Source organism: Enemella dayhoffiae, assembly GCF_002250625.1.
Classification (GTDB): Bacteria; Actinomycetota; Actinomycetes; order Propionibacteriales; family Propionibacteriaceae; genus Enemella; species Enemella dayhoffiae.
On record NZ_NMVQ01000044.1, the window covers coordinates 38,000 to 63,238 of the forward strand.

27 protein-coding genes and 1 pseudogene are annotated in these 25,239 nt (G+C 69.8%); 18 read left to right on the forward strand and 10 right to left on the reverse strand.

Annotation, left to right across the window (positions count from 1 at the left end; translation table 11 throughout):
* Position 1: 1 nt before the first annotated feature.
* The 6 genes from CGZ93_RS15215 to CGZ93_RS15240 are packed head-to-tail and all read left to right on the forward strand — an operon-like array spanning position 2 to position 4,230.
* Positions 2-1,672 (forward strand): thiamine pyrophosphate-binding protein, encoded by a 1,671-nt coding sequence (locus CGZ93_RS15215; RefSeq protein ID WP_229117502.1) that lies wholly within the window; start codon positions 2-4, stop codon positions 1,670-1,672.
* Entirely contained in the window at positions 1,672-2,229 is a 558-nt protein-coding gene (locus CGZ93_RS15220) for an alpha/beta fold hydrolase (protein WP_094365005.1), read from the forward strand. The genes CGZ93_RS15215 and CGZ93_RS15220 overlap by 1 nt, the downstream gene beginning before the upstream one ends.
* Complete coding sequence (locus CGZ93_RS15225; RefSeq protein WP_094365006.1) at positions 2,222-2,440, forward strand: recombinase-like helix-turn-helix domain-containing protein; 219 nt, start codon at positions 2,222-2,224, stop codon at positions 2,438-2,440. Before CGZ93_RS15220 ends, CGZ93_RS15225 begins: the two co-directional genes overlap by 8 nt.
* A gap of 1 nt (position 2,441) precedes the next feature.
* Complete coding sequence (locus tag CGZ93_RS15230) at positions 2,442-3,518, forward strand: Rieske 2Fe-2S domain-containing protein (RefSeq protein WP_094365007.1); 1,077 nt, start codon at positions 2,442-2,444, stop codon at positions 3,516-3,518.
* Complete coding sequence (locus CGZ93_RS15235; protein WP_094365008.1) at positions 3,518-3,850, forward strand: hypothetical protein; 333 nt, start codon at positions 3,518-3,520, stop codon at positions 3,848-3,850. The genes CGZ93_RS15230 and CGZ93_RS15235 overlap by 1 nt, the downstream gene beginning before the upstream one ends.
* Complete coding sequence (locus tag CGZ93_RS15240) at positions 3,847-4,230, forward strand: RidA family protein (RefSeq protein WP_229117503.1); 384 nt, start codon at positions 3,847-3,849, stop codon at positions 4,228-4,230. The genes CGZ93_RS15235 and CGZ93_RS15240 overlap by 4 nt, the downstream gene beginning before the upstream one ends.
* Positions 4,231-4,239: 9 nt before the next feature.
* On the opposite strand, the gene CGZ93_RS15245 is transcribed toward CGZ93_RS15240, so the two are convergent.
* The gene (locus tag CGZ93_RS15245) at positions 4,240-4,773 is read right to left on the reverse strand and encodes a MarR family winged helix-turn-helix transcriptional regulator (protein ID WP_094365010.1); all 534 of its coding nucleotides are present in this window, start codon (positions 4,771-4,773) and stop codon (positions 4,240-4,242) included.
* 163 nt (positions 4,774-4,936) lie between these two features.
* Here CGZ93_RS15245 and CGZ93_RS15250 point away from each other — a divergent pair, with 163 nt between their 5' ends.
* The 3 genes from CGZ93_RS15250 to CGZ93_RS15260 are packed head-to-tail and all read left to right on the forward strand — an operon-like array spanning position 4,937 to position 6,842.
* Positions 4,937-5,527, forward strand: coding sequence for a biotin transporter BioY (locus CGZ93_RS15250; protein ID WP_212753703.1), 591 nt, complete (start codon positions 4,937-4,939; stop codon positions 5,525-5,527).
* Positions 5,524-6,213 carry an energy-coupling factor ABC transporter ATP-binding protein gene (locus tag CGZ93_RS15255; protein WP_094365012.1) on the forward strand — a complete coding sequence of 230 codons (690 nt, stop codon included), beginning with the start codon at positions 5,524-5,526 and terminating at the stop codon, positions 6,211-6,213. The genes CGZ93_RS15250 and CGZ93_RS15255 overlap by 4 nt, the downstream gene beginning before the upstream one ends.
* Entirely contained in the window at positions 6,210-6,842 is a 633-nt protein-coding gene (locus CGZ93_RS15260; RefSeq protein WP_094365013.1) for an energy-coupling factor transporter transmembrane component T family protein, read from the forward strand. Before CGZ93_RS15255 ends, CGZ93_RS15260 begins: the two co-directional genes overlap by 4 nt.
* Here CGZ93_RS15260 and CGZ93_RS15265 read toward each other — a convergent pair.
* The 3 genes from CGZ93_RS15265 to CGZ93_RS15275 all read right to left on the reverse strand — a co-directional run bounded on the left by CGZ93_RS15265 (position 6,839) and on the right by CGZ93_RS15275 (position 9,330).
* Complete coding sequence (locus CGZ93_RS15265; RefSeq protein ID WP_141211244.1) at positions 6,839-7,954, reverse strand: hypothetical protein; 1,116 nt, start codon at positions 7,952-7,954, stop codon at positions 6,839-6,841. The genes CGZ93_RS15260 and CGZ93_RS15265 overlap by 4 nt on opposite strands.
* Before the next feature lie 82 nt (positions 7,955-8,036).
* A complete protein-coding gene (locus CGZ93_RS19620; RefSeq protein WP_094365015.1) occupies positions 8,037-8,591 on the reverse strand; it encodes a PRC-barrel domain-containing protein in 555 nt (184 codons plus the stop codon).
* A 22-nt stretch (positions 8,592-8,613) separates the two neighbouring features.
* Positions 8,614-9,330: a hypothetical protein gene (locus CGZ93_RS15275; protein ID WP_094365016.1), complete on the reverse strand. Its 717-nt coding sequence runs from the start codon at positions 9,328-9,330 to the stop codon at positions 8,614-8,616.
* 128 nt (positions 9,331-9,458) lie between these two features.
* Between CGZ93_RS15275 and CGZ93_RS15280 the strand changes: the two genes are divergently transcribed.
* Positions 9,459-9,980, forward strand: a complete 522-nt coding sequence (locus CGZ93_RS15280; RefSeq protein WP_094365017.1) for an NfeD family protein — start codon at positions 9,459-9,461, stop codon at positions 9,978-9,980.
* Positions 9,981-10,051: 71 nt separating this feature from the next.
* Positions 10,052-11,599: a flotillin family protein gene (locus CGZ93_RS15285; protein WP_094365018.1), complete on the forward strand. Its 1,548-nt coding sequence runs from the start codon at positions 10,052-10,054 to the stop codon at positions 11,597-11,599.
* 69 nt (positions 11,600-11,668) lie between these two features.
* On the opposite strand, the gene CGZ93_RS15290 is transcribed toward CGZ93_RS15285, so the two are convergent.
* The 4 genes from CGZ93_RS15290 to CGZ93_RS15305 are packed head-to-tail and all read right to left on the reverse strand — an operon-like array spanning position 11,669 to position 14,417.
* Entirely contained in the window at positions 11,669-12,181 is a 513-nt protein-coding gene (locus tag CGZ93_RS15290) for a hypothetical protein (RefSeq protein WP_094365019.1), read from the reverse strand.
* The gene (locus CGZ93_RS15295; RefSeq protein WP_094365020.1) at positions 12,178-12,438 is read right to left on the reverse strand and encodes a PLD nuclease N-terminal domain-containing protein; all 261 of its coding nucleotides are present in this window, start codon (positions 12,436-12,438) and stop codon (positions 12,178-12,180) included. The genes CGZ93_RS15290 and CGZ93_RS15295 overlap by 4 nt, the downstream gene beginning before the upstream one ends.
* A gap of 9 nt (positions 12,439-12,447) precedes the next feature.
* Positions 12,448-13,326 carry a 1,4-dihydroxy-2-naphthoate polyprenyltransferase gene (locus CGZ93_RS15300; protein ID WP_094365021.1) on the reverse strand — a complete coding sequence of 293 codons (879 nt, stop codon included), beginning with the start codon at positions 13,324-13,326 and terminating at the stop codon, positions 12,448-12,450.
* Complete coding sequence (locus CGZ93_RS15305; RefSeq protein ID WP_094365022.1) at positions 13,323-14,417, reverse strand: AMP-binding protein; 1,095 nt, start codon at positions 14,415-14,417, stop codon at positions 13,323-13,325. Before CGZ93_RS15305 ends, CGZ93_RS15300 begins: the two co-directional genes overlap by 4 nt.
* A gap of 51 nt (positions 14,418-14,468) precedes the next feature.
* Between CGZ93_RS15305 and CGZ93_RS15310 the strand changes: the two genes are divergently transcribed.
* From CGZ93_RS15310 to CGZ93_RS15325, 4 genes are all read left to right on the forward strand, one after another.
* Positions 14,469-14,915 carry a universal stress protein gene (locus CGZ93_RS15310; protein WP_094365023.1) on the forward strand — a complete coding sequence of 149 codons (447 nt, stop codon included), beginning with the start codon at positions 14,469-14,471 and terminating at the stop codon, positions 14,913-14,915.
* Positions 14,908-15,873, forward strand: a complete 966-nt coding sequence (locus CGZ93_RS15315; RefSeq protein WP_094365024.1) for an o-succinylbenzoate synthase — start codon at positions 14,908-14,910, stop codon at positions 15,871-15,873. Before CGZ93_RS15310 ends, CGZ93_RS15315 begins: the two co-directional genes overlap by 8 nt.
* Positions 15,870-17,483, forward strand: a complete 1,614-nt coding sequence (menD, locus tag CGZ93_RS15320; protein WP_229117504.1) for a 2-succinyl-5-enolpyruvyl-6-hydroxy-3-cyclohexene-1-carboxylic-acid synthase — start codon at positions 15,870-15,872, stop codon at positions 17,481-17,483. Before CGZ93_RS15315 ends, menD begins: the two co-directional genes overlap by 4 nt.
* Positions 17,484-17,755: 272 nt before the next feature.
* Positions 17,756-19,090, forward strand: a complete 1,335-nt coding sequence (locus CGZ93_RS15325; protein ID WP_094365025.1) for an HNH endonuclease signature motif containing protein — start codon at positions 17,756-17,758, stop codon at positions 19,088-19,090.
* Between the two features lie 248 nt (positions 19,091-19,338).
* Here CGZ93_RS15325 and CGZ93_RS15330 read toward each other — a convergent pair whose 3' ends face one another.
* The gene (locus tag CGZ93_RS15330) at positions 19,339-21,072 is read right to left on the reverse strand and encodes a TM0106 family RecB-like putative nuclease (RefSeq protein WP_141211245.1); all 1,734 of its coding nucleotides are present in this window, start codon (positions 21,070-21,072) and stop codon (positions 19,339-19,341) included.
* Positions 21,073-21,774 (reverse strand): demethylmenaquinone methyltransferase, encoded by a 702-nt coding sequence (locus CGZ93_RS15335; protein WP_094365027.1) that lies wholly within the window; start codon positions 21,772-21,774, stop codon positions 21,073-21,075. It lies immediately after the preceding gene.
* Between the two features lie 45 nt (positions 21,775-21,819).
* Between CGZ93_RS15335 and CGZ93_RS15340 the strand changes: the two are divergent.
* The 3 genes and pseudogenes from CGZ93_RS15340 to CGZ93_RS15350 all read left to right on the forward strand — a co-directional run.
* Positions 21,820-22,461, forward strand: a pseudogene (locus CGZ93_RS15340) (ABC transporter ATP-binding protein); the annotation flags it as partial.
* A 134-nt stretch (positions 22,462-22,595) separates the two neighbouring features.
* Positions 22,596-24,164: a DUF6297 family protein gene (locus tag CGZ93_RS15345; protein WP_094365029.1), complete on the forward strand. Its 1,569-nt coding sequence runs from the start codon at positions 22,596-22,598 to the stop codon at positions 24,162-24,164.
* Positions 24,165-24,210: 46 nt separating this feature from the next.
* A complete protein-coding gene (locus tag CGZ93_RS15350) occupies positions 24,211-25,146 on the forward strand; it encodes a LysR family transcriptional regulator (protein WP_094365030.1) in 936 nt (311 codons plus the stop codon).
* The last annotated feature ends 93 nt before the right edge of the window (positions 25,147-25,239 follow it).

Here is a 25,239-nt window from a genome sequence, read left to right on the forward strand (position 1 = left end):
CGTGACCCAGGAACAGGATCGACGCCACAGCGGCGGGGACGTGCTGGTTCGGGTGATGAAGCGCCACGGAATCGATGTCGCCTTCGGCGTGATCAGCATCCACAACCTGCCGCTGGTGGAGGCCATCTCCCGCGAGCTGAGGTTCGTCGAGATGCGGCACGAGGCGGCCTGCGTGAACGCGGCCGACGGGTACGCCCGCGCCACCGGCAAGGTGGGGGTGGCGATCACCTCGACTGGAACCGGCGCCGGCAATGCGGCAGGATCGATGGTTGAGGCGCTGACCGCCGGCAGCCGGGTGCTGCACGTCACCGGACAGGTGGAGAGCCACTGGGTCGGCAGCAACCAGGGTGTGATCCACGAGGTCCCGCACCAGCTGGAGATGCTGCGCGCGGTGTCCAAACATGCCGCACCCATCACCGCCGCCGACGAGGCCGAGGCGGTCCTGGAAGGCGCCATCGCACAGATCCTCACCGCTCCCCAGGGGCCAGCCTCGGTGGAGTGGCCAACCGACCTGCAATACCTGGCCCGGACCGACGCGCAACACCCCTGGCGACCGGTGCAGCAGCGGCCGATCGAGCTGCCGGAGGACTCGCTGGCGGCCGCGGCCGCGCTGATCGAGGGGGCCCGTCGTCCGCTGTTCTGGGTGGGCGGTGGCGCGGCCGGCGCCGGTGCAGAACTGACGGAGTTGCTGCACCGCACCGGCGCAGGGCTGTTCTCCAGCAACTCCGGACGTGCCATCGTGTCCGAGGACCACGCGCAGGTGATCGGCAACTTCGCCGCCACCGAACGGGGAGCGTCGTTGCTGGCCGATGCGGACCTGCTGATCAGCGTTGGCACCCACTTCCGTTCCAACGAGACGCGCACCTATCACCTGCGTCTGCCCGTGCAGCACCTCGGCATCAACCTCGACCCGCGGGCCCTGGAGCGTCCCTATTCGGCCAGCCACAAGCTGGTCGGTGACGCACGGCAGCTGCTCGCCGCGCTGGCAGAGCGGATGCGACACGGTTCGACCGATCCCGGGTGGACCGATCGGGTACGCCAGGTCCGCGAACAGGTCCGCACGGAGCTGTTCGACCACATCGGCGGCTACGCCGAGATCTGCCGCGAGCTGCGCGGGCAGCTGCCGCGGGAGGCCGTGGTGGCCAGGGACGTCACAATTCCCTCGTCTCAGTGGGGAAACCGGCTGCTGGAGTTCTATGACCGGGAGTCGAACATCTTCCCGCTCGGCGGAGGCATCGGACAGGGACTCGCCATGGGGATCGGCGCCGCGGTCGGCCGGCCCGAGGTGCCGACGATCGTGATCGCCGGAGACGGCGGGCTGGCCGTGCACCTGGGCGAGCTGGCCTCGCTGGCGGGCAGCGGCGCCCGGTGCGTGGTCGTGGTGTTCAACGATTCCGGCTATGGGGTGCTGCGCAACATGCAGCACGCACACGGGTTCGACCGAGCCGGAGTGGACCTGTTCACCCCCGACTTCGAAACCCTGGCCGCCTCCATCCGGTTGCCCTTCTGGCGGACCGGGGCGCCCGGCACCTTCGGCCCCGCGCTCGAACGGGCGTTGACGGTCAACGGTCCCGCGATGATCGAGGTCACCGTGGGTGACCTCGACCCGGCCCCGGGGGCGTTCACCCCGCCGGTGCACATCCCCACACCGAACGAAAGCCGAGGCGAGTGATGAGCGCCAACGAAGAACTGAACCACCCCGTCGTCTTCGTCGGGGACCACGAGGCCACCCAACAGGGATTCCGGGCACTGCCGATCTCCGCGCGGGTGGGAGATGAGTGGTTGGCAGCCGTCGACGACGGACTGGGATCGCATCCGGTGCACCTGGTGGTCGCCGGCCCGGATGCGCCCGGGGGACTTCGTTTCGCCGCCGAGCGCGGCGGCCGGCTGATCAGCCTGGTGCTGGTGGATCCCGAAGTCGACGAGGACGACCCGACCTACTGGGACACGCTGCGGGCCGTGAAGGTGCCAACCCTGGTGATCGCCGCGGCTCCCGCCCCGAACAGCCCGGTCGCACAGGCGCAGTCGGTGGCCGGCGGTGTGGCCAACGGGGTGTTCGTGATCATCGACGGGGCCGAACCGCCCAGCCACCGGACCCGGGTCGACTCCTTCGTCGAGTGGGGGACGGCGTTCATGGCGATCGCCGAGGGGCTCGCACCCGATCGCCCGGACCTCGATCAGACACAGGAAACCGAGGCACAGCAAGGATCTAGGAGGATCGATGCCTGAGCAGTATCTGGAACCGCACCAGACCCATCCCGAACCGTTCAGCCCCTATGAGCTGAAGCTGTCCGGTTCGATCATGGAGGTGTTCGCCCGCGGGACACACGACCTGCCCGGCCTGATCAAAGGCCTGAACGACCTCGGACTGCACGGCCCCGGCGGCCGCGAGTGGACCGAGGACTCCTTCCGTGACGAGATGCGACGACTGGGGAACTGAGATGACCGCCACCACAACCACACCGAACACCACCCAGCGCCCCAAGAAGGCGGCCGGGACCCGGCGTACGCTCACCGCCGACGAGATCGCCGCCACCGGGCTGCGCAACCGCTGGTATCCGTTCCTCCCGTCGCGGATGCTCGCCGAGGGCAGCATGACCAAGGTGAAGCGGCTCAACGTCGACTGGTTGCTGTTCCGCGACGCGGAGGGCACGGTGCACGTGCTGGAGGACCGCTGCCCGCACCGCAGCGCGCCGCTGTCGGTGGGCCAGCACCTGGGTGACCGGGTCGCCTGCAAGTATCACGGCGTCCAGGTCGACGGCAGCGGCACTGTCGTCTCGGTGCCGGGGATGCCCGGCTGCGCGCTGGAGGGGCGACAGGCGACCCTGTCGCTGCAGGTGGTCGAGGCCGCGGACACCATCTTCGTGTTCGTGCCGCTGACCGCCGAGGACGAGGCGGCCGAGTTCTCGCTGCCCGACCGGCTCCGCGACGACGCGAACTCCTGGTTCCTCAACTATGCCGAGTGGGCGGGACCGTGGCGCTTCTACATGGACAACGTGCTCGACCCGATGCACGGCGCCTTCCTGCACCGCGAGTCGCACTCCATGTTCGGCGGTGACACCTCCGCCCGCTTCCGGATCCGCGAGACCGATCGCGGCTTCTTCTTCGAGAAGACCGACCAGCGCGGCGTCAACTTCGACTGGGTGGAGTTCGTGCGCGGATCGATGGACCACGTCGACCTCGAGATCCCGTATGCCAGCAACGCCGGCCCCGGCGGTGTGTTCGGAATCGTCGGGATGGCGGTGCCGGTCGACGAGAACAACGTGTGCGTCTTCCACTGGCGAACCCGACGCGTCCAGGGCTGGGAGCGCGAGGTGTGGCGCTTCCTCTATCGGACCAGGCTCGAGGGGCGGCACTGGGAGGTGCTGGAGCAGGACCGAGTGGTGCTGGAAGCGCTGGCTGGCGACGCCGACACCGAGGAGAACCTCTATCAACACGACCTCGGGGTGAGCCGAATCCGTAGGCTCTACAAGTCCGATGCCAAGGCACAGGCCAAGATCCTGGCCGGAGAGGCCTGATGGTCGAGGGGCAGGAGGGCCATCTGCTGTTGACGGTCCTCCTGCGCCATGACCAGTCCCAGAATCTCGAACAGCTGCAGGGAAAGTTGGACGAGCGAGACTGGTGGCACGGGTTCCCGCCGGAGGGCTGCGAGATCATCAGCTGGGTGGTCGCGATGGGGATCGGGCAGGTCGTCACCCTGCGGCTGCCGGCCGACCGGTTGGCGGCGGTGAACGTCGAACTGGAACGTCGCGCCTGGGGTGTGTTCACCACCGAGTTCTATCCGAGCTATGACTTCCTGCCGGTGCGGGAACGGCTCACCCGCGAGTCCGACGAGCGGACGGGTCGATGAGAGTCTCGGCCGATTCGGTCCCCGAACCGCTGCGCCCCGGAATGTTCAGCAATGCCAGGGTTTCCGGCAACCACTTCTGGATCTCAGGGATGCACGCGGGTACACCGCAGGGTGCCGTGGGTGGGGCCGACGCGTACGTTCAGACCCGGGAGGCGCTGCGTCGGGTGCGGGCGCTGGTGGAGGCGTGCGGTGCCACCCTCGCGGACGTCACCATGCTCCGCGTCTATCTGACCGATATCCGGCTGCGCGCCGAGGTGGGCCGGGCCCGCTCGGAGCTGTTCACCGGCGAACCGCCGTGCTCGACCTTGGTCGAGGTGTCGCGGCTGGTGGCCGACGACCTGCTCGTCGAGATCGAGGCCGAGGGGATCCTGCCGAGCTGACCGGCCGGCTCAGGCCTCGCGCGGCTCCAGTTCGGGCGCGGCGCTGCGCAGCGACCGCTCGAGCTGGGCCAGCTGGTCGGCCAGGGATTCCTGGGTCCGGTTGCTGAGGCCGGCCAGCATCTGGGTGAGGCTGGCAAAGTGCTCGTCGGCCACCTCGTCGACCAGTTTGCGGCCAGCGTCGGTGAGCTGCACGTGCACCACTCGGTTGTCGTTGGCATCCCTGGACCGACGGACCAGCCCGGCCGCCTCGAGCTTGCGCACCCGCAGGGTCAGGCCGCCGGTGGTGACCAGCGTCTGGTGGGCGAGGTCACCGGCGCTCATCCGGAAGTTTGGGGCGCGGCGCAGGGCTGCCATCACGTCGAAACCGGCCACGTTGGTGCCAAGCTCCTCGAACCGGTCCGAGATCTGCTGGCGATACAGCAGAAAGCTGCGGTGCAACCGGCCGAACACCTCCATCGCGGACACATCCAGGCCCGGCCTGGTCACCGCCCAGGTGGCGATGATGTCGTCAACCGCGTCGGGGCGGACGCTGCGCTTGGTCATGGCACTCCTGGGGGTATCGATGGGTGAAAGAATATTAGCACTAAGATATTTAGAGGGCGAGGGGTTCGATCTTCGATCGACGGACCGACGTTGCCGGACATGGCCTATGCTGCGTTGAACACCGTTCAAACCGGCTCGCCGAGCCGCAGCCATGGGAGCACAGATGACCGCACGCAGCACCTCCAGCACCACCGACCTGGCGTTGGTGGCCGTCTTCGCCGCCCTGGTGTCGGTGCTCTCATTGGTGCCGGCGGTGAATGTCGGGATCGGGGTGCCGATCACCCTGCAGACCCTGGGCGTCGCGCTCTGCGGACTGGTGCTCGGCCCCTGGCGTGGCTGTCTGGCGGTGCTGCTCTATCTGGTGGTGGGGCTGGTCGGGTTGCCGGTCTTCGCCGGCGGAGCCGCCGGAATCGGCGTACTCGGAAAGCCGTCGGCCGGCTATCTGCTCTCCTTCCCGGTCGCCGCCCTGGTCGCCGGGCTGCTCGCCCGGCGACTAACCCGGACCCGGCTGCCGCTGCTGCCGGCGCTGTTCCTGTCCGGGATCAGCGCCAGCATCCTGATCATCCACCCGAGCGGAATCCTCGGCCTGATGGTGAATGCGAAGATGGACCTGACCAAGGCGGCGATGACCGACCTCGTGTTCTGGCCCGGCGATCTGGTCAAGAACCTGCTGGCTGCCGCGATAGCCGCGGCCGTGTTCAAGGCGTTCCCCGCGCTGTCGGCGCCTCGGCGCGTGGAGCCTGCCGTTCAGTGACCATCGAGCTCACCGGCGTCACCGTCACGGTTCACACCCCGGCCGGCGAGAAGTCCCTGCTGGAAGGGATCGAGCTCACCCTGACCGAGCGACGCATCGCCGTGATCGGCGCCAACGGATCCGGGAAATCCACCCTGCTCAGGCTTTTCAACGGTCTGGTTGCGCCGAGCAGCGGCATCGTGGCGGTGAACGGTCTGGACACGGTGCACCACGGCCGGGCTGTACGCCGGCAGGTGGGTTTCGTGTTCACCGACCCGCTCTCCCAGCTGGTGATGAGCACTCCGATCGAGGACGTCGAGCTCAGTCTGCGCCGCCAGTACCGCAGCCGCCGCGAGCGGGAGGCGGCCGCACTCGCCCTGCTCGAGCGGCGCGGGATCGGTCACCTGGCCAGGCAGTCCGTCTATGACCTGTCCGGTGGTGAACGGCAACTGGTCGCGCTCACCTCGGTGCTCGCGATCGAGCCGCGGGTGATCGTCGCCGACGAGCCGACCACCCTGTTGGATCTGCGGAATCGGCGGATGCTGTCGCGGGTGTTCGCCGACCTGGATCAGCAGGTCGTGGTGTCCACCCACGACCTGAGCCTGGCCGCCGAGTGCGACCGGGTGCTGGTCGTCGAGGCGGGCCGGATCTGGTTCGACGGCGACCCGGCCGAGGGCGTACGCCGTTATCAGGAGCTGATGGGATGAGCGGCCGGGTCGAGCTGTTCGGTCTCTATCTGCCCGGTCGCTCGCTGCTGCACCGGATACCGGTCGCGGGAAAGTTCGCGCTGGTGTTCGCCGCCTCCCTGCTCGGTCTGCTGCTGCGGCAGTGGCCGGTGTCGGTCGGGGCGCTCGCCGGGTGCGTCGCGCTGCTGCTGGGCTGCCGGCTGGGCGTGCGCCGGTGCCTGGCCCTGCCCGCGGCCGTGTGGGTGATGGTCGCGCTGCTGGTGGCGTACCAGCTGGTGTGGGGCACGTGGCGGGATGCCGCGCTGGTTGTCGCCAACCTGCTGCTGTGCGTGTATGCGGCCCGGATGCTCACCCTCACCACCCCGGCTCCGGTGCTGTTGGACGCGCTGGTGGTGGCGGCTCGACCGCTGAAGCTGATCGGAGTCCAGCCCGAGCGGGTCGGGTTGGCTGCCGCGATCATGCTGCGCAGCATTCCGCACCTGCTCGCCTCCTTCGACGAGGTCCGCGACGCCGCCCGGGCGCGCGGGCTGGAACGCAACCTGCTCGCCCGGGTCAGCCCGGTGGTGGTGCAGGCCGTGGCGTACGCCCAGACCACCGGCGGGGCGTTGGCGGCGCGCGGTCTCGGCGAGGGAGACGAGGATTCCGGCTAGGCGGGGACGATGCTCCAGCGGCCCATGTCCCAGGACTCCACCTGGATCACCGACGGCCCGGCGCCGATCTCCTCCACCTTCTCCACGTCGTCCTGCTCGTTCACCAACAGATCCCAGTCGTTGGGAAAATACTGCTGGACGATGAAGTTGCTGGTGCCGAGCTGACTGAACCGAGCCCGCCGGGCCGGGCCGTCGCTGACGATCACCTGGTGTCCGATTCCGCTCGCCTGTTCCCCCATCACCGGAGCCGACGACATCGGGCGCAACTCCAGCTGCCAGGTCCCGCCGCGGGTCTCGACCTTCAGCTTCAGGATCTTCTTGTCGTCCGGGTCGACCCCGTAGGCGAAGGTGCCCTCGATGCCGTCACCGCTGTAGACCAGCGGAGTGTCGCGACCGTCCTCGGTGACCGCCTCGATGGACACCCAGTGTGCGCTGGTCTTGAACCAGAGGATCCCCCGGGCCGCCCCCGCGGGGAGGGCGATCTCCTGGTTGGCGTTCCCCTGGTGGCGCGCGGTCGGGAAGGTCCCGTAGGTCTTGTCCAGGTGGTCCTTCAGCGCGCCGCTGGCCGGCGCTCCGGGCGGGGCCGAGACGAGGGTGGGGCGTCCGCCGGTCGGAGCCGCCGTTGACGGAGCCCGGGAGGTGGAGGTGGCCGTCGGCGCGGGAGCTGGGGCCGGAGCCGTCTTCACGGGCCCGCTCAGGAACCAGACCAGCACCCCGACCACGAGCAGCAGGGTGGTGGCGGCGAGCGCCACTCCCACGATGACGCCGGTGCTGCGGTTGCGTGGCCGCGGCGGCGGAGGGCCGGGGGAGTACGGTCCGGGGCCGCCCAGGTAGGGGTTCGCCTGCGGGGGAGCGCCCCGGTTCTGCCACTGGGGTGCGGCCTGCTGCGGTTGCTGCCACTGGGGTGCGGCCTGCTGCTGCCACTGGTCAGGAGCCGGCTGCTGCGGCGGGCCGCCCCAGTGGTCCGACTCCGGTTGATAGAGGGGAAAGGATTGACCCGCCTGACCGCTCGGTGGTCTCCCGAGTCCGTCCGGGCCGTTGCCGCCCGACTGGGCGTACGGGTCTTCGGGTGGCTGCGCGCCCGCACCCGGCCAGTTCGGTCCCGAACTCATGGTCGCTCCCCTCAGTAGGGGCCAGTATTGCTGGTGCCGGGGCTATCCGGGCCGCACGCCCACGCGGCGCAGCGGGCGGGGATCAGGAATGGCGCCGCAGCCGCCGGTGGCCTTCGGGGCGTACCGGCGGGATCTGGGACGCCGCAGGGACGGTCGGTGAGTCCAGGCCGCCCACGGGGTCGACCTCCCGGTCGGCGCCGCCCCAGCGGTCCTCGTGCAGCCCGGCGGTCTTGTTCCAGTCGGCACCGTCGGTGTCCCGCTGATCGCTGGGGACGTGCTCGTTCTGCGGGTCGGACTGGTCGCGCGCCTCGGCCTGCTCGAGGTCGATGTCGTAGTGGCGGTAGAGCTGCTCCTCGTCCTCGAGATCGAGGTGCCCGTCCGGGTCGACCCGCGGTGCGTCGCTGACCTGCTCCTTCGGGTACGCCAGAGTGAGCTCGTCGTTGTCGAAGCGCGAACCCTGCAACGGCGCGAAGGACTCCGAGGCGCCGAACAGGCCGGTCTTCACCGTCACCCAGCTGGGCTTGCCGCTCTGGTCGTCCAGAAAGAGCTGACCCACCCGCCCGAGCTTGTTGCCCGCGGAGTCGAGCACCGTGGCGGAAGCCAGCGCTTCGAAGAAGTTTTCGTCGTTGACCGTCATTGCCCCAGCATCTCAGGTCGCGTCAGATCGCGGCCCGGAGGGTGTCGGTGGCCCGGGTCGCCATGTCGACGAGCTGGGCCTGGTCCACCTTGTCCCCGTCGATGTGCAACATCATCAGGGTGTCCTTGTGCCCCACCCACACATAGAGCAGCTCCGCGGGCTCCGCGCCGGTGACCCCGAGCCGCAGACCGAACGCCTTGTCGCCCAGCGCGGGCACTGGGATTGGTGTCGCGGTGAACTTCGTCACCTCGCCGTTCTCGTCGACGGTGAACTCCTTGCACTGGCCCACCGACTGCTCGATCTCCCCGACCGACTTGGCGCCGTTGTCGACCAGGTCGACGAACTCCTGCAGGAACAGCGGATCCTGCGTGTACGCCACCGTGGCGCCCATGTCGCTGGCCACCTTGCCCAGGCTCTGGTCATAGACGGTGCTGCACGCGGGCGGGTCGACCCTGGCGTCGATCGGCTCGTCGGTGAACTCCGCCGGTCGCCAACCGGGCAGCTGTTCGGGCCGCAGCAGGCCGCGGTCGAGCTTCTCCGGATCGGTGGGGGTGGTGCTGGAGGTCGGGGTGACCCCTGCCGACGCGGTGGTGGGTGCTGCCGTCGGGGTGGCGCTCGCGCCGTCGCCCGCCGCCGTGGGCGTCCCCGCCGGCGGGGCTGCGGGCGGGGCCGCCGCGGTGTTGCCGGAGCATCCGCCCAGCAGGGTGACCGCGCAGATGGTCGCCAGGAACCGTCGCATGCTGTCCTCCAGAGTGTGAAAGCGCCGTCCACCCTAACCCCGCCCGACAAGCCCGGAGCAACTTGCGACGGACGGGACTGACCCGCCCAAGACCTATTCTTGGGTCAGATGCGACAGAACGGGTGCCGATGATCCTGCTGCTGACTCTGGGTGGCGTGGGAGTGGCGCTGCTGCTGGTCGCGATGCTGCTCGGGGACCTGTTCGACGGACTGTTCGACTTCGACACCATCGGTGGCGACTTCTTCTCCCTGGCCGGTCTGGCCGGTTTTCTCGGCGCGCTCGGCTTCGGCGGAGCGATCGCGCTGCAGCTCAGCCACAGCTGGCCGGTCGCGATCGGCTGCGGGGTCGTGGTCGGTGTGCTGGTCGGGGCGGGGGCCGCCTGGTTGACCGCGCGGCTGCGTGATGAGCGCCACAACGGAGACGTGACCGTACGCCGGGAACACCTGGTCGGTTCCCGCGGCCGGGTGATCAACGACATCCCCGCCGAGGGTTTCGGCGAGGTGCGGGTGGTGCTGCGCGGTCACCCCACGAAGTTGAACGCCCGCGCCCACGAACCGGTGCCGACGGGCACACCCGTCGAAGTGGTGGGGGTGCTGTCGGCGACCTCGGTGGTGGTGCGCCCCGACCTGGCCGACCCGGTCGCGGAGTGATTGCTTGTCCCGCTTAAAAATTTTCGATCGTCCAGCCAGTAGCAAGTGCGCAGGGAGAAGGTAGGAAGAGGATGGATCTGTTTTCGCCGCTCGTGATCGGCATCATCGGCATCGTCGTGCTGGTGGTGCTGGTCGCGCTGCTGATCACCAGTCGATACCGGGTTGCCGGGCCCGATGAGGCGTACATCGTCACCGGCCGCAAGGGCAAGGAGGTCAAGAATCCCGAGACCGGGCAGATCTCCAGCGACCTGTCGGGCCAGAAGGTTGTGATGGGCAGCGGCGTCTTCGTGATGCCGTTCGTGCAGCGGCTGCACATCCTCGACCTGTCCTCGCGGCGGATCATGGTGCAGATCCGCGGTGCCGTGTCCGCCCAGGGAATCCGGCTCAACCTGGACGGCGTGGCGATCGTCAAGGTCGGCGGTAACGAGGATTCGATCCGGGCCGCGGCCCAGCGATTCCTGTCCCAGCAGGACGAGATCGAAACCTTCACCCAGGAGACCCTGGCCGGCTCGCTGCGCTCGATCGTCGGTGGGCTCACCGTGGAACAGATCATCCGGGATCGGGCCGCGTTCGCCCAGCGGGTCGCCGACGAGTCGGAATCGTCGTTGACCGGGCAGGGGTTGGTGCTGGACACCTTCCAGATCCAGGACATCAACGACGACGGGTCCTATCTGTCGGACCTGGGCCGGCCCGAGGCCGCCCGGATCGGGCAGCTCGCCGCGGTCGCCGAGGCCACCGCTCACCAGGAGGCGGAGCAGGCCCGGATCGCGGCCGAGACCCAGGTCGCCATCGCGGAACGCTCGCTGTCGCTGAAGAATTCGGAGATCAAGGCCGAGACCGACGCCGCCCAGGCGCAGGCCGCGGCGTCCGGTCCGCTGGCCCAGGCGGATCGGGATCAGGCGATCCTGACCGAGCAGGAGAAGGTGGCCGTACGCCAGGCCGCGCTGAAGGAACGCCAGCTGGACACCGAGGTGCGCAAGCCCGCCGACGCCGAGCGCTATCGGGTGGAGACCGAGGCCGAGGCCCGGCGTACCGCAGCGATCCGCAAGGCGGACGCCGACAAGGCCGCCTCGATCGCGGCAGCCGAGGCGAACGCCGAGCAGTCGCGGCTCACCGGTGTCGGTGAGCAGTCCCGCCGGCAGGCGCTGGCCGAGGCAGAGGCGATTGAGGGCGCCAAGCGCGGTGAGGCCGAGAAGGCTCGACGGATCGCCGAGGCCGAGGCCCTACGCGCCGAGGGTGAGGCCCAGGCCGCGGCGATCCTCGCCAAGGGCGAGGCAGAGGCCGAGGCGATGAACAGGCGCGCCGACGCGTTCGCCCGATACAACGAAGCGGCCGTACTGCAGATGCTGGTCGAGGTGCTTCCCCAGGTGGCCGAGAAGGTGGCCGCCCCGATGGCGGCGATCGACAAGCTCACCGTGGTCTCCACCGACGGCGCTGGGGCGGTGCCCAAGCAGGTCACCAATAACGTGGTGCAGACGATGGAGCTGATCAAGAACACCACCGGGGTGGACCTGTCCAAGCTGATGGACAAGTACAGCGACGAAGGGCTGACCGGGGCACGGCGTACCGACAGCCAGTCGACCACCAACGCCGAGGTGATCAAGGTCGAGGAAGGCTGACCGGAACCGGTTCGAGTCAGTGGACGAGGCCCCCGCGGTTGCGGGGGCCTCGCTCGCGTCCGGGGACGGTCAGCGCTGGGTGAGCCGCAGGTTGCGATGCCCCTGGCTGTGCAGCTCCTGCTCCCAGGTGCGCAGTCGTCCGGCGCTGGGCCAGGCCACCAGCAGCACCAGCACGGCGCACAGCAGCAGACCGCCGAGGACCAGCGGCATCGGCAGCCTGAACACGAAGGCGAGCATCACGGTCAGAACGCCACCGGACTCGGTGATGGCAGCGGCGATCAGGGTGCGGGTGCGCAGTGCGGCCAGCGCCTGCCCGTGGGCGCGCTCGGGTGGTGCGGAGAGCCGGGATGGTCGGCGCACCATCAACCAACCGGCGAGCGCGGTGACCAGCGGCAGCACCAAGGGGAGAGCGACTTCGGGTCCCGACTCGGCCACCTCGAAGTCGCGGCTCAGGATGAAGCTCATCGGCAGCATCATCATCACCAGGCCCCAGGCGAGGGCGCCGACGACGATCTTCAGCGGGGCCAGGGACGTCGCAGGCTGCGGCGCCGGCTGGGGGTGATGACTCCAGCCGTGCGTCATCGCAGGCGGCGCAGGAAGTCGGGGTCGTCGTCGGGGGCGGCCGGGCGACGTTCGGCGTCCGCCTCGGCGATGGATTGAGCGTTGGGACGGCCCCAGATCAGCCAGCTCACGGCCCCGACGAGCGGCAGCGCGATCACCCCGGCCACCCAGAGCCAGCGTGGGGCCAGCCGGGTCTCATCGGGACGGGCCTGGGCAACGTCCACGATGCAGTAGATCATCAACATCACCACGATGATCAGCGGCAGGAACCTGAGCATTTTCCCATTCTAGGCGCCGAGGGCCAGTCCCAGACAGAGTCCGATCGCCGCGACCAGTTCGGCCAGCCCGGTCGCCTTGAGCACGCCGATCAGCTTCGGTCCGACGGCGCCGCGGAGCACGCTGGCGGTGGCGGGGGCGATCACCGGGGCGTACGCCAGCCCGAGCAGCGCCCACGGCGTACTCGTCGCGGCCACGGCCACCACCGAACCGCCCGTGGCCACGAGCAGGCCCACGAAGAACCAGCGGGTGCCGCGGTCACCCAGTCGGGTGGCGAGGGTGCGCTTGCCGGCCACTCGGTCGCCGGCGATGTCGCGCAGGTTGTTGGCGACCAGGATGGCGCAGGCGAGCAGCCCGATCGCGACCGCGGCCCAGAACGCTGACCAGGTGATGCGGTCCACCATCACGAGGGTGGTGCCGCAGACCGCGACCAGGCCGAAGAAGACGAAGACGAACACCTCGCCGAGCCCGAGATAGCCGTAGGGTCGGCGGCCGCCGGTATAGAACCAGGCCGCGAGCACGCAGGCCACCCCGACCAGCAGCAGCCAGTAGAGGCCGCTCCACAGGCAGAGCGCGAGCCCGGCGACGGCGGCGACACCGAAGCAGCCGAAGGCGGCGCGCTTCACCGCCCGGGGGCTGGCGGCCCCGGAACCGACCAGGCGCATCGGGCCGACCCGGTCGGCGTCGGTGCCGCGGATTCCGTCGGAATAGTCGTTGGCAAAGTTCACGCCGACCTGCAGGGCCGTGGAGACGACCAGGGCGAGCAGGGCCATGCCGAGGGAGAACGAGCCGGCGAACCAGGCCGCACCCGAGCCGGCGAGCACCGGGGAGAGCGCGGCCGGGAGGGTGCGCGGGCGCGCTCCGGCGACCCAGTCGGCCAGGTCGGTCACAGCTGCTCCTTATCTTGGTGGTCCGGCCAGCGGGTGATCAGCTGCTGGCGGTCCACCTTCCCACTGCTGGTCGCCGGGAGCACGTCGAACCGCATCATGGCGCGCGGTCGGGCGGCGGGCTCGAGGGTGGTGAGCCGGGCGCGCAGGGCGGCCAGGTCGGGCAGGTCGGGCCCGGCGGCGACCACCAGGTGCCCCCAGGTCTCATCGGGTACGCCGATCGCTGCGGCCTGCGGCCAGTGCCGCTGCAGCTCGCGCTCGACCTCGGCGAGATCGACGTTGACGCCGCCGGTCACCACCACGTCGTCGAGCCGGCCGAGCACCTCGAGCCGGTCGTCGCGCCAACGGCCGCGGTCATTGGTGATCACGCGGCCGTTGGTGAGGGTGGCTTCGGTGAGGTCGGGGCGCAGCCGATAGCCGGAGAAGACCATCGGACCGCTGATGCTGATCCGCTGCCGCTCGCCGAGTTGGACGCTGACGCCCGGCAGCGGTTGCCCGTCGTATACGCAGCCGCCGCTGGTCTCGCTCATCCCGTAGCTGGTGACGACGTTGATCCCGGCCGTGCGGGCCCGGGTGAGCAACTCCTGGGGTGCTGGTGCGCCGCCGAGCAGGACCGCGGTGTAGCCGGCGAGCGTCTGGGTGAGGTCGGGGTGGGTGAGGGCGCGGTGCAGCTGGGTGGGGACCAGGGAGAGGAAGGTCCGCACGCTCGGGGTGGGTAGGTCGTCGAGTCGGGGGTCGGCGTATCGGACGGTGGTACCGGCGACGACGGCGCGGGCCAGCACCATCACCCCGGCCACATGGTGGGCCGGCAGGGCGAGCACCCAGTCCCCTGGGCCGCCCAGCCACTGATGGGTCGCGTCCGCACCTGCGCGGACGGCGGGGCCGCTGAGGCGTACCCCCTTGGGATGGCCGGTGGACCCGGAGGTGCTGACCACCAGCGCGGTGTCGGGCTCGACGGGGCGATCGGGTTGCAACATGGCGAGGGTGCTGGTCGGGTCCGGGGGAAGCGGTGCCAGAGGAGGGCCGCCGTCGAGGGCCTGCCGCAGCGCCACGAGCAGGCCGGGGTCGTCGGCGGGGAGGGGACGCAGCAGCACCCGGCAAGCCTAGTGCGCACTAGAGTGGAGGGAAGTTGAGCAGGAGGCGACGTGAGCGGAATCATGGTGGGCCACGACGGCTCGAACCATTCCCAGACAGCGCTGCGCGAGGCGCTGGCACTGGCCCAGGGACTGGGTGAAGAGGTGACGGTGGTGCGCGCGTTCGGGCTGCGCGAGATCGGCATCCCCGCAGGGCTTGCGCCGTTTGGTCAGGTGCCGAGCATCGACGAGATCGGTGAGCACGTGGCCACCGCGCTGAAGCGGCAGATCGCGCCGGCGCTGGCCGACTTCGAAGATGTCCCGGTGACAGTGCGCGCGGTCCCCGGGAAGTCTGCCGCCGTGCTGATCCGCGAGAGCGAAGGGTTCCGGATGCTGGTGGTGGCCAGCCGCGGTCTCGGCGGCCTGGACAAGCTGCTGATGGGTTCGGTCAGCGAGCGGGTGGTGGCGCTGGCGCCCGTGCCGGTGCTGGTGACCCGCTCGCGAAGCACCGATGGCTGATCCCGCAGAGCGGTTCGCCTATGACATCGGGCTGACCACACGCTTTCGCGGCATCACCCGACGACAGGGCATGGTGTGGCGCGGGCCCGCTGGTTGGGCGGAGTGGAGCCCGTTCCTCGACTATCACGGCGCGGAGCTGGCACCTTGGCTCGCGGCGGCGGAAGAGGCTGCCGAGTTTGGGTTTCCGGCGGCGGTGCGGGACAGGGTGCCGGTGAACTGCACCATCCCGGCGGTGGGTCCGGAGCAGGCGTACGCCATCGCCGCCCGGTCGGGCTGCGGCACGGCGAAGGTGAAGGTGGCCGAACCAGGGCAGTCGTTGGCCGACGACCAGGCGCGGGTCGATGCGGTGCGGGATGCGCTCGGGCCGGCTGGACGGATTCGCGTGGATGCCAACGGTGGTTGGGATCACGAGGTGGCTGTCGAGGCGTTGCGGGTGTTGTCGCGGGTGGAGTTGGAGTATGCGGAGCAACCGGTGGCGTCGGTGGAGGAGCTGGCCCGGTTGCGTCGAACCCTGGTGAGGAAGGGGATCAGCGTACCGATTGCCGCCGACGAGTCGATCCGGCGCAGCGGTGACCCGGAGCGGGTGGCCGCGTTGGGGGCCGCGGATGTGGCGGTGCTGAAGGTGCAGCCGCTGGGTGGGGTGCGGCGCTGTCTGGAGCTTGCCGAGTCGCTGGGGTTGCCGGTGGTGGTGTCGTCGGCGCTGGAGACCTCAGTGGGTCTGGCCGCCGGGGTGGCGTTGGCTGCGGCGTTGCCGGAGCTCCCTTTCGCCTGTGGGTTGAACACGCGGGCGCTGCTGGTCGATGACCTGGTGTCGGATTCGTTGATCGCGGTGGACGGGGAGATCGCGGTGCGTCCGGTCTCGGTCGATGTGGAGGCCTTGCAGCGGTGTGCGGCGGCGGATGAGGATCGGGCGGCGTGGCTGACGCGCCTGGACGAGACGCGGGAGGTGCTGGCGTGAGCTCGCTCAGCTGCGCCAAGGTGGTACTGGAAACCCTGCTGCAGCAGGGGATGCAGCACCTCGTGCTGTGCCCAGGATCGCGCTCGGCGCCCCTCGCGCTGGCTGCGACGGAGGCCGCGTCGCTGGGGCGGGTGGAGCTGCACGTGCGGGTCGATGAGCGGTCGGCCGGGTTCTTGGCGCTGGGGCTGGCGAAGGCGACAGGGGTTCCGGTGGCGGTGATCACCACCTCGGGGACGGCCGTGGGCAACCTGATGCCGGCGGTGATGGAGGCGAGTCACAGCGGGGTGGGCCTGGTCGTGCTCAGTGCGGATCGGCCGGAGTCGCTGCTGCACACGGGCGCGAATCAGGCCACCGACCAGGTCGGGATGTTCGGGTCGTTCGTGCGGGCGGAGTCGCGGATCTCTGGTGCTGCGGGGAATTCGGCCGCCTGGAGTCATCAGGTGGTGCGGTTGTGGGCTGCGGCGACCGGGATCCGCAGTCGGCGACCGGGACCGGTGCAACTGAACCTGGCGCTCTCGGTGCCGCTGATCGCCGAGGATTCGCCGTGGCCGGCGGTGGTCTCCCGATCGGTGGCGGAGCTGCCGGTGAAGGTGGTGGCAGAACCCCTGGACGGCCGGCGGACGGTGCTGCTGGTGGGGGACTGCCCGCCGGAGGAGGGACGTGGCGCGGTGGAGCTGGGTGCCCGGCACGGGATCCCGGTGCTCAGCGAACCGTCGGGCAACGCGCGGAGCGGTGCGGCGATTCGGTGTTATCGGCTGCTGCTGGAATCGCCGCTGGGTCAAGAGATTGAGCGGGTGGTCGTGGTGGGGCATCCGACCCTCTCCCGGCCGGTGACTCGACTGCTGGGGCGTACCGATGTGGAGATCGTGGTGGTCACCGCTGCCGCCGACTGGCACGATCCGGGGTTGGCGGTGGATCGGGTGGTGTCCGCGGTGGATCCGGCAGATCAGGATCCCGCGTGGCTGGCGGGCTGGCACGAGGCCGACACGCGGGTCTCACAGGGATTGGACGCGCTGCTGGGGGATCGGCTGACCGGGCCGTCCGTGGCCTCGATGGTGGTCGCTTCGATGGGGGAGTCGGGGGTGTTGGTGGTGGGATCCTCCAATCCGATTCGCGACCTGGACCTGGCGCCGGTGCCTGAACAGGGACCGGTCGTGCATGCCAACCGCGGTCTCGCGGGGATCGATGGCACGGTGTCCACGGCGGTCGGAATCGCTGTTGGACTGGGGAGGCCAGTGACCGCACTGATGGGGGACCTGACCTTCCTGCACGACGTGGGCGGGCTGCTGGTCGGGCCGCTGGAGCAGCGGCCGCGCATGCGCGTGGTGATGGTGAACGACGACGGCGGATCGATCTTCCACACCCTGGAGCAGGGGGCTCCCGCCTATGCAGACTCCTTCGAGCGTGTGTTCGGTACGCCAACCGGGGTGAGACTGCAGCCTGTCGTCGAGGGGTACGGCTGGGCCTATCGCCGTGCTGAAACGCTGTCGGAGTTGAGGTCGCTGCTGGCTCAGGAGTGCACCGGTCTCGAGGTGATCGAGGTGCCCGTGAGTCGCGACGATCGGCGGGAACTGGACCACCAGATCCGGGGGCTCGCTCAGGAAACGTAGAACGCTGGCTGAGCCACCCTCTCGTCGGCTGAGCTTGTCGAAGCCACCCTCTACGTCGACCGTGTCGAGGGGAACGCCCCTTACGTTGGCTGAGCTTGTCGAAGCCATCTGGTCAGCGGAACGTTGGCTGAGCAAGCGAGGACCGAGCGAGTCGAGGCCTGTCGGCGGGCTGTGACTGGAGTGGCCAAAGTTTTCCGAACTTTTTCGTGCACACAGCGGTTTTGGGCCGTTTTAGGGGTCGGACTGTCAGACCCGGCTGATGTAGTTGGATCATGAGCACAGCAGCCGACACCCCCACGGTGATCACCGCGGTGTCGATGCTGCCCGAACTCGACAACCTCGCATTGCTCACCGACCAGGAGATTCTCGCTCTCCTTGATCGTGCGGACGCGATGGCCGCCGCGGTCGCCGCAGCGCGTGCGAAGGTGATCGCCGAGACCGAGAAGCGCGAAGCGGCCGAACGAACCCACCTGTGCTCGACCGCCACGTTCCTCACCCGGCACCATCGGCACAGCAGCCGGGAGGCACGCCGGATCGTGAAGCAGGCCACGACTCTGTTCGGCCGCTTCAGCCTGATCGCCGACGCGGCCTGTGCTGGGTTGCTGTCGGACAGCCAGGTCCGCGGAATCCTCACCGGGCTGCAGAACCTCCCCGAGACACTGTCTTCGGCGGAGTTGGATCGGGCCCAGGAACTGATGGTCGGGTTCGCCGCCGACTTCGCCCCCGACGACCTGCGCAAACTGTCCCTGCACGTGCGTCAAACGATTGACCCCGACGGCACCGACGCCGTCGAAGCGGCCCGGTTGGAGGCCGAACGGCTGCAGGCCGAGAAGAACCGGCGGCTGTCGTTGGCGCCGGATCATCACGGTTCCTACCTCCTGGCCGGCAAACTCCCGCTGGCCGATGGGGAAGAACTCGCCGCGTTGTTGAAGGCCCACGAGTCGGCGCTGTGGCGAGTGGTCACGGGAACCGACGCGGTCCCGCCGACCCGGGCGCAAATGCGGGCGGATGCGTTGATGATCCTCATCCGCCGCGCCGCGAAGGTCGGTGATGCACCCAAGAATGGTGGCGATCGCCCGCGGATCTCTGTGCTGGTGTCATTTGAGACGTTGCGCACCGGTCTGGGTACGGCGCAGGTGTCGTGCGGGGAACACCTGTCGGCCACCGAACTCCGCCGGCTGGCCTGTGATGCCGACCTGCTGCCGATCGTGCTGAACGGCAAAGGCGTGCCGATGGAGGTCGGCACGCCGCAGCGGCTGGTCACCCCCGAAATCCGGGCCGCGCTGGTGGCCCGCGACAAAGGCTGCGTGTTCCCCGGGTGTACGCATCCGCCCGAGGACTGCGAGGCCCACCACATCCAGCCGTGGTGGGCGTTCGGCCCGACGAAGCTGTGGAACCTGGTGCTGCTGTGCCCACACCACCACCGCCAGGTCGAACCCGCCCGCGACCGGCCCTGGAATGCTGACAACCCCGACCGCTGGGCCATCCGCCTCGACGAAGACGGCCTCCCCTTCGTCATCCCGCCCGAGGTCTTCGACCGCAACCGCACGCCACGGCGTCATGCCCGCTTCCGATTCCCCCGACCCCGTGACCCGAACGCTCCCTGAACCGAGGAGCGCCAGCGACGAGTTGAAGGGCGCTCAGCCAACGGTGGCCTGGAAACTGGACGTTGGGCGCTGAGGTGGTGGAGGCGGAAAGGGCGTCGGGGCGTGGTCGGGCGTACCGAGCTGAAGACCAGACCGGCGGCAGCACAAACCCAACCACCAGCGAGGTGGGCGGGACGCCCTTTCCGCCGCAACCACCGGACGCAACCAGGCTTCGTCAGGCTCAGCCAACATAGGGGGCTTCGACAGGCTCAGCCAGTGTGGGTGCGGAGCCATTGGCGGAGGTGCCAGGTGGCGCGGACGTCGTCCTCGTTGTAGTCGAGCACGCGCTGGCGAGCAGCGGCTCGAGCTTCCTCGGTGGCGCCGAGGCAGGCCTCGGCGTACCAGGACTGGGAATTGAGGCCGCCGGGATCCTCGTCCCGCCAACGAAATCCGGCGCCCAGGGATGCGACGACCTTGAGTCCGAGCCCCCGCGTACCGAAGTAGTGGTCCCGCACGATCGTGAACAGGTCGCACCATTCGGCACTGTTCCCGAGCGCCCACTGAAGCTCAGGATCGTCAGAACGCTCGGCCAGCAGCTGCAGCCGGTTCACCTCATAGGGCGAGTAGTGGAACACCCGAACCTGTCCCACCTCGGCCTCCAGATCACGCAGCCACCGCATCGCCCGCGCCGCCAACTCAACCTCGCCGTCGGCGTCCAGTTCCCGCCAGGCGCTGAACTCCACGAACCGCGGCGGCCCCTCGGTGCGGCGATCGTGCACGAGGAATCCCCACAGGTACACGTGATCCTCGGCCGAGGTTTCGATGTCCAGGTCGATCTCGACCGGTGCCGTTGGCACCTCGATCGGCCCGCTGGTGATCTTTTCCAGATCGACCCCGGCGACCATCAAACCGGCTCGTCGATGAGCGTTGCGGATCCGGCTCTCCGCCCCCTCCCGGTGTCGGACCTCGGGCAGGTAGCGCGGTAGCACCTCGGCCAGTTCGGCCGCCGCAAGTTCTGTCACGGTGCGAATCCCGAGTGATCGCAGCACCCCGATCTCGCGCACGTCCAACGGGGTCCGATCGATCCGCACGGAGATGTCGTCGGCCCCCAGCAGCGGTCGACAGTGCTGCCACCACACGCAGTGGTCGCACTCGCGGTTGCGTACCGGCTGCACGATCGCCTCGCCACCGGCACGCGCGTTCTCGGCCACCTTCACCCGGAACGCGTGCTCGTGATCCTGCCGCTCCAGCACGGTCCGCAACCGCCAGCCGGTCTCGCTGGACCGGGAGAACGTACGCACCAGCGGCTGATCCAGCGGAACCCAGCAGACTCCCGGCTCACCCGTCTGGGGGTCGGTGCCCAACGGATACGCGTCCGTGCCGATCAGGCCCGCCTCTGGAGCGCTCCCGGCGGCGTGACCGGCCGCCTGCAGCATCCGCCAGTAGTGCCCGAGCTGGATCAGGGGCCCGTCACGCCCCAGCTTCAGGGTGCGGTCCTCGAGATCAAGGGCGGAGGCGTACGCCGGGTCGCCGAAACCGCTCACCCGGGCCGTAGGTCGCCCAGCGCGATTCGGTTCACAGACCCGACGCCGTGTCACCAGCACCGGGTGGTAGCCCGGCCGGTCGGGCGTCGCGTCCTCCCCGCGCACGAGCAGGTGCGGCCGTCCGCTCCGGTGTCCGGACACGTCGACCGGAAGCAGCGCTCCGATGATCAGCGGCGCCCCCGAACCGAGCGCGGCCCGGCTCGCCTCGGCCCACTCGGCAACCCCAGCCCCGGCCAGCGGACGCAGATCCACCAGATCACCCGGCCCGACGCGGACCACCTCGTCCAGCACCAGATCGCTGAACGACGCACCCCCGTTGAACGCCTCACGCAGCGACTCGTCGGTCGCCGGTTGGTCAGGAACCGCCGGCGCGTGGGCGTACCAGGTCTTGACCGCGCAGGTCTGCGCGGCCCAGGCGTCCAGCAGCACCGCAGCTCCGGGGCGTACCGGCTCGCCCACTCAGGCGACCGCCCGGTGCAGCGCCACCACGCCGCCGAAAAGGTTGCGCCAACTCACCTGCGACCAACCAGCCCGCTGCATCAGCGCCGCCAGCCCGCGCTGATCCGGCCAGGCCTGGATCGACTCGATCAGATATTGGTACGCCGAAGGGTTCGACGAAGCGACCCGCGCCAGCTCCGGCAACGCCCGCAGCACCAGCTGCTGATAGCCGACCCGCAGCGGCGCGGCCACCGGTGTGGAGAACTCGGCGATCACCAACCGCCCACCCGGCCGGGTCACCCGACGCAACTCGGCCAGGGCCGCCTCGGTGTGCTCCACGTTGCGCAACCCATACGAGATGGTGGCCGCGTCGAACACCCCGTCGGCGAACGGGAGCGCCAGACCGTCCCCGGCCAGGAAAGGCAGATCGGGGTGCCGTTGCTTGCCGACCTTGAGCATCCCCAGCGACAGGTCCACCGGCACCGCGAGCGCGCCCGCGTCGGTCAGCGGCCGGGTCGAGGTGCCCGTGCCCGCGGCCAGATCGAGGATCCGCTGGCCCGGTTGCGGGTCGATCGCGTCGACGACCAGCCGGCGCCAGCGCCGCACCTGCCCCAGCGTCATCGCGTCGTTCATCAGGTCATAGCGCTGCGCCACCCGGTCGAACATGGCGGACACGTCGGCGCGACGCTTGGCGAGCGTGGCGCGATAGTCGGACTTGGGCACACCAGCACCCTAGACGGTTTGGCCGAGTTGGCCGCAGGCGGGAGAATCGCACCCATGGCCAAACCCGAGACCGTGCTCAAGGTGAGCGGACTGAAGAAGTCCTTCGGTCCCAGCACCATCGTCGACAATTTCAACCTCGAGGTCTCGGCCGGCGAGGCGGTCGCGCTCACCGGACGCAACGGCGCGGGCAAGTCGACGGTGCTGCGGTGTCTGGTCGGCGCCGACCGGCCCAGCGAGGGCAGCATCACCGTGCTCGGGGAGAAGATGACGGAGACCTCCCGGGAGATCCGCCGCAGCGTGGCCACCGTGATCGACGACCTCGACTTCTTCCCCGACCTCAGCGTCGTCGAACACCTCGACCTGCTGGCCCGCGCCCACGGGATCGACGACCCGGACAAGGCGGTCGACGAGATCCTGCACGAGGTGCAGCTGGTGCCGCAGTCGGGTCAGCTGCCCGGCACCCTGTCCTCGGGTCAGCGGCGCCGACTCGCCCTGGCGACCGCCTTCGTGCGTCCGCGGCGGCTGCTGGTGCTCGACGAGCCCGAACAGCGCCTCGATGTGGAAGGTGTGCACTGGCTCGCCGACCGGCTGCGCAGCGAACTCGCCGACGGGTTGGCGATCGTGTTCGCCAGCCACGAGCCGCACCTGGTCGAGCAGGTCGCGACCCGAGTGGTACGCCTCGGCGGTGGCGCCGAGCCGGCGGCAGCGGCGGGGGCCGGGGCCGACGGCGTACCCGGGTCCCAGTCCGGGTCGACCCAGGCCCAGCCCGCCCAGCCCAAACCGAAGCAGAAGCCGAAGCCCTCCCACGGCAGGAAGAAGCGGTGAGCACCCAGCACACCCACCCGGCCGACGAACGCGAGATTCGCCGGTTGGTCTCCGACTGGCGAAGTGGTCGGGCCACCAAGACGCTCTGGGAGGCCATCCAGGACGGCTATGTGGTGGTGCTTTCCGTGCTCGTCATCGGCGCCATGCTGGTGGCCCTGGTGGTCCGGGCGCAGGGGGCCGCGGCCGGTTGTACCGAGGCCGGCTGCCAGTCCGCGCGCACCCTGCTGCCGTTCGCCGTGCTCGCCGGCGCACTCGCCCTCGCCGCCGCGGTGGCCCGACTGTTCGGTCCGGTGCTCGCCTCGGCCGCCGAAGGGTTCTGGATCTTCGACGCCCCGCTCAACCGGGCCCGGCTGCTGCGCGGCCGACTGGTCGCCGGGGTCCTGCTGGCACTCGTCGTCGGCGCCCTCGCCGGTGCCCTGGTCGCCGCGCTGACCGGCTCCTCGGCCGTCCTGATCGCGGCCTGGGCGGTGGCCACCGGACTGGCCGCGGCCGGCATGGTCGCCTTTGCCGCCGCCGAGCAGGGGCTCGAGCGCGGTTGGATCACCCGGACCGCGGTGCTGCTCTTCAGCGTGCTCGCGGTCGCCGCCCTGGTGGTCGTGGTCGGCATCGCCGCCGGCTGGTTCGGACTGACCCTGACCAACGACCGGGAACTGCTCGTCACCGTGGTGGTGGCCGTCGCCGGGCTGGTGCTGCTGCTGGTCGCCGGGGCGATCGCGCTGCGGCGGCTGAATCAGATCCGCCGCGCCCGACTGGTTTCCGGTGGCTCGCTGGTCTCCGGCATGGCCGGCGCGATGTATGCCCTCGACCTTGGCCTGGCCCGCGACATCGTCGTGGAGCGGCGCGCGGTCGAACGCGGCCACGTTCGTCCGCGCAAGGGCGGCGGGCTGGGCCTGGCGGCGCTGGTCCGGCGCGACCTGCAGCGGCTGCTGCGTACGCCCACGGTGTTCGGTCCGGTCGTGGCGACGATGGTGGTGCCGTATGCCTGCGTCGCGCTCGGCTTCGGCAACTTCACCCCGATGATCTCGGCGCTGGCCCTGTTCGGCGCGCTGGTACCGCTGATGGGCACCCTGCGCGTCCTCACCCGGACCGTTGGGCTGGCCCGCTGCCTGCCGTTCAGCGGGCCGGAGTTGCGGCAGGCGTCGCTGGTGGTCCCCGGGATCGCCGCGCTGATCTGGGCGATCGTGACCATGCCCGCCCTGCTGTCGTTGGGCAACGCGGTGACCGACGTGCTGCCGACGGGCCTGATCACCGCGATCGCCGGCCTTCTCGGCGCCACCCGCTGGACCGCGGCCAAGCCGATCGACTTCGGTCAGCCGATGCTGGCCACCCAGGCCGGAGCTCTGCCGCCGGGGATGCTGGCCAACCTGGTCCGCGGCTTCGAGGTGACGCTGCTGATCACCGCTCCGGTCGTGTTCGGCGGGCACTGGCTGATCGCGGCGGTCATCGCCGCCATCGTGTTCTGGTTCGTGATGGGCAACTTCGACATGCAGGCGCTGCAGGAACAGCAGGAGCAGCAGAAGCAGGAGTTGGCGAAGGCGAAGGCCGAGCGGAACCGGCGCCGCTGATCGCTCCAGGGCCCGCCCGCTTGCCCCGCGTGCGAGAATCCCGGGCATGGACACCAAGTTGCTGGAGGTCTTCCTCGCCGTCGTGCACACCGGAAGCATCTCGGCCGCAGCGCGCCGGATGGACTTCAGCCAACCCACGGTCAGCCAACAGATCAAGGCGCTGGAGCGGGTGCTGGACACCCAGTTGTTCACCCGCGAGGGTGGCCGGATCGAGCTGACCGCGGCCGGGCGCACCCTGCAGGGGTACGCCGAGACGACCCTGTCCAGCTGGCGGTTCGTGGTCGAGCAGGTGCGTGAGGCCGGTGGCCGGGATGACCTGATCGAGCTGGGTCTGGCATCGTTCCCGTCGGCCAACGCGGCTCTGGTGCCCGAGGCAGTCGCCGCGATGCTGGCCGAGGATGACCGGCTGCGGGTGAAGGTGCTGGACGCCGAACCTCCGGCATCGTTCGACCTGCTCCGTTCCGGGCAGGCCGACGCGCTGATCAGCTTCTCCTATCCCGAGGACGAGCCGAACCGCGGTCAGGTCGAGCTGCCGATCCTCGAGGAGGAGTCGGTGCTGCTGGTCGCCGCGGACCATCCGCTGGCCGATCGGGGCACGGTGAAACTCGCCGAGGCGGCCGAGTCCACCTGGATCGGCGGTTGCCCGAAGTGCCGTCAGGAGCTGATCACGGTCTGCCGGGAGCGCGGCTTCAGCCCCGAGATCCTGATGTCCACCGACGACCCGAACATGACCCGGATCATGGTCTCCCGCGGGATCGGGGTCGCGATGCGGCCGGCGCTGACCGTGCTCGGCAACGACACCGAGGGACTCGTCCCGCTGGGACTCAGCGATGGCGTACGTCGCCGGGTGTCGGTGCTGGTCCCGGAGACCGAGGCCGAACGCCCCGAGATCGTCGCCCTGCACCAGTCCCTGCGCAAGGCCGCCAAGCAGCTCATCGCCAAGTCACCCAAGGTGCAGCGCGACCGGATCCACTGCGTCTGAATCGGCACGCCGACCGTTCCTCGGCAAACCTCGGTTGGCCGGGTCGACCCGAGATGCGCAGGGTGGACGGCAGTGCCCAGACCGTCGTTGTGC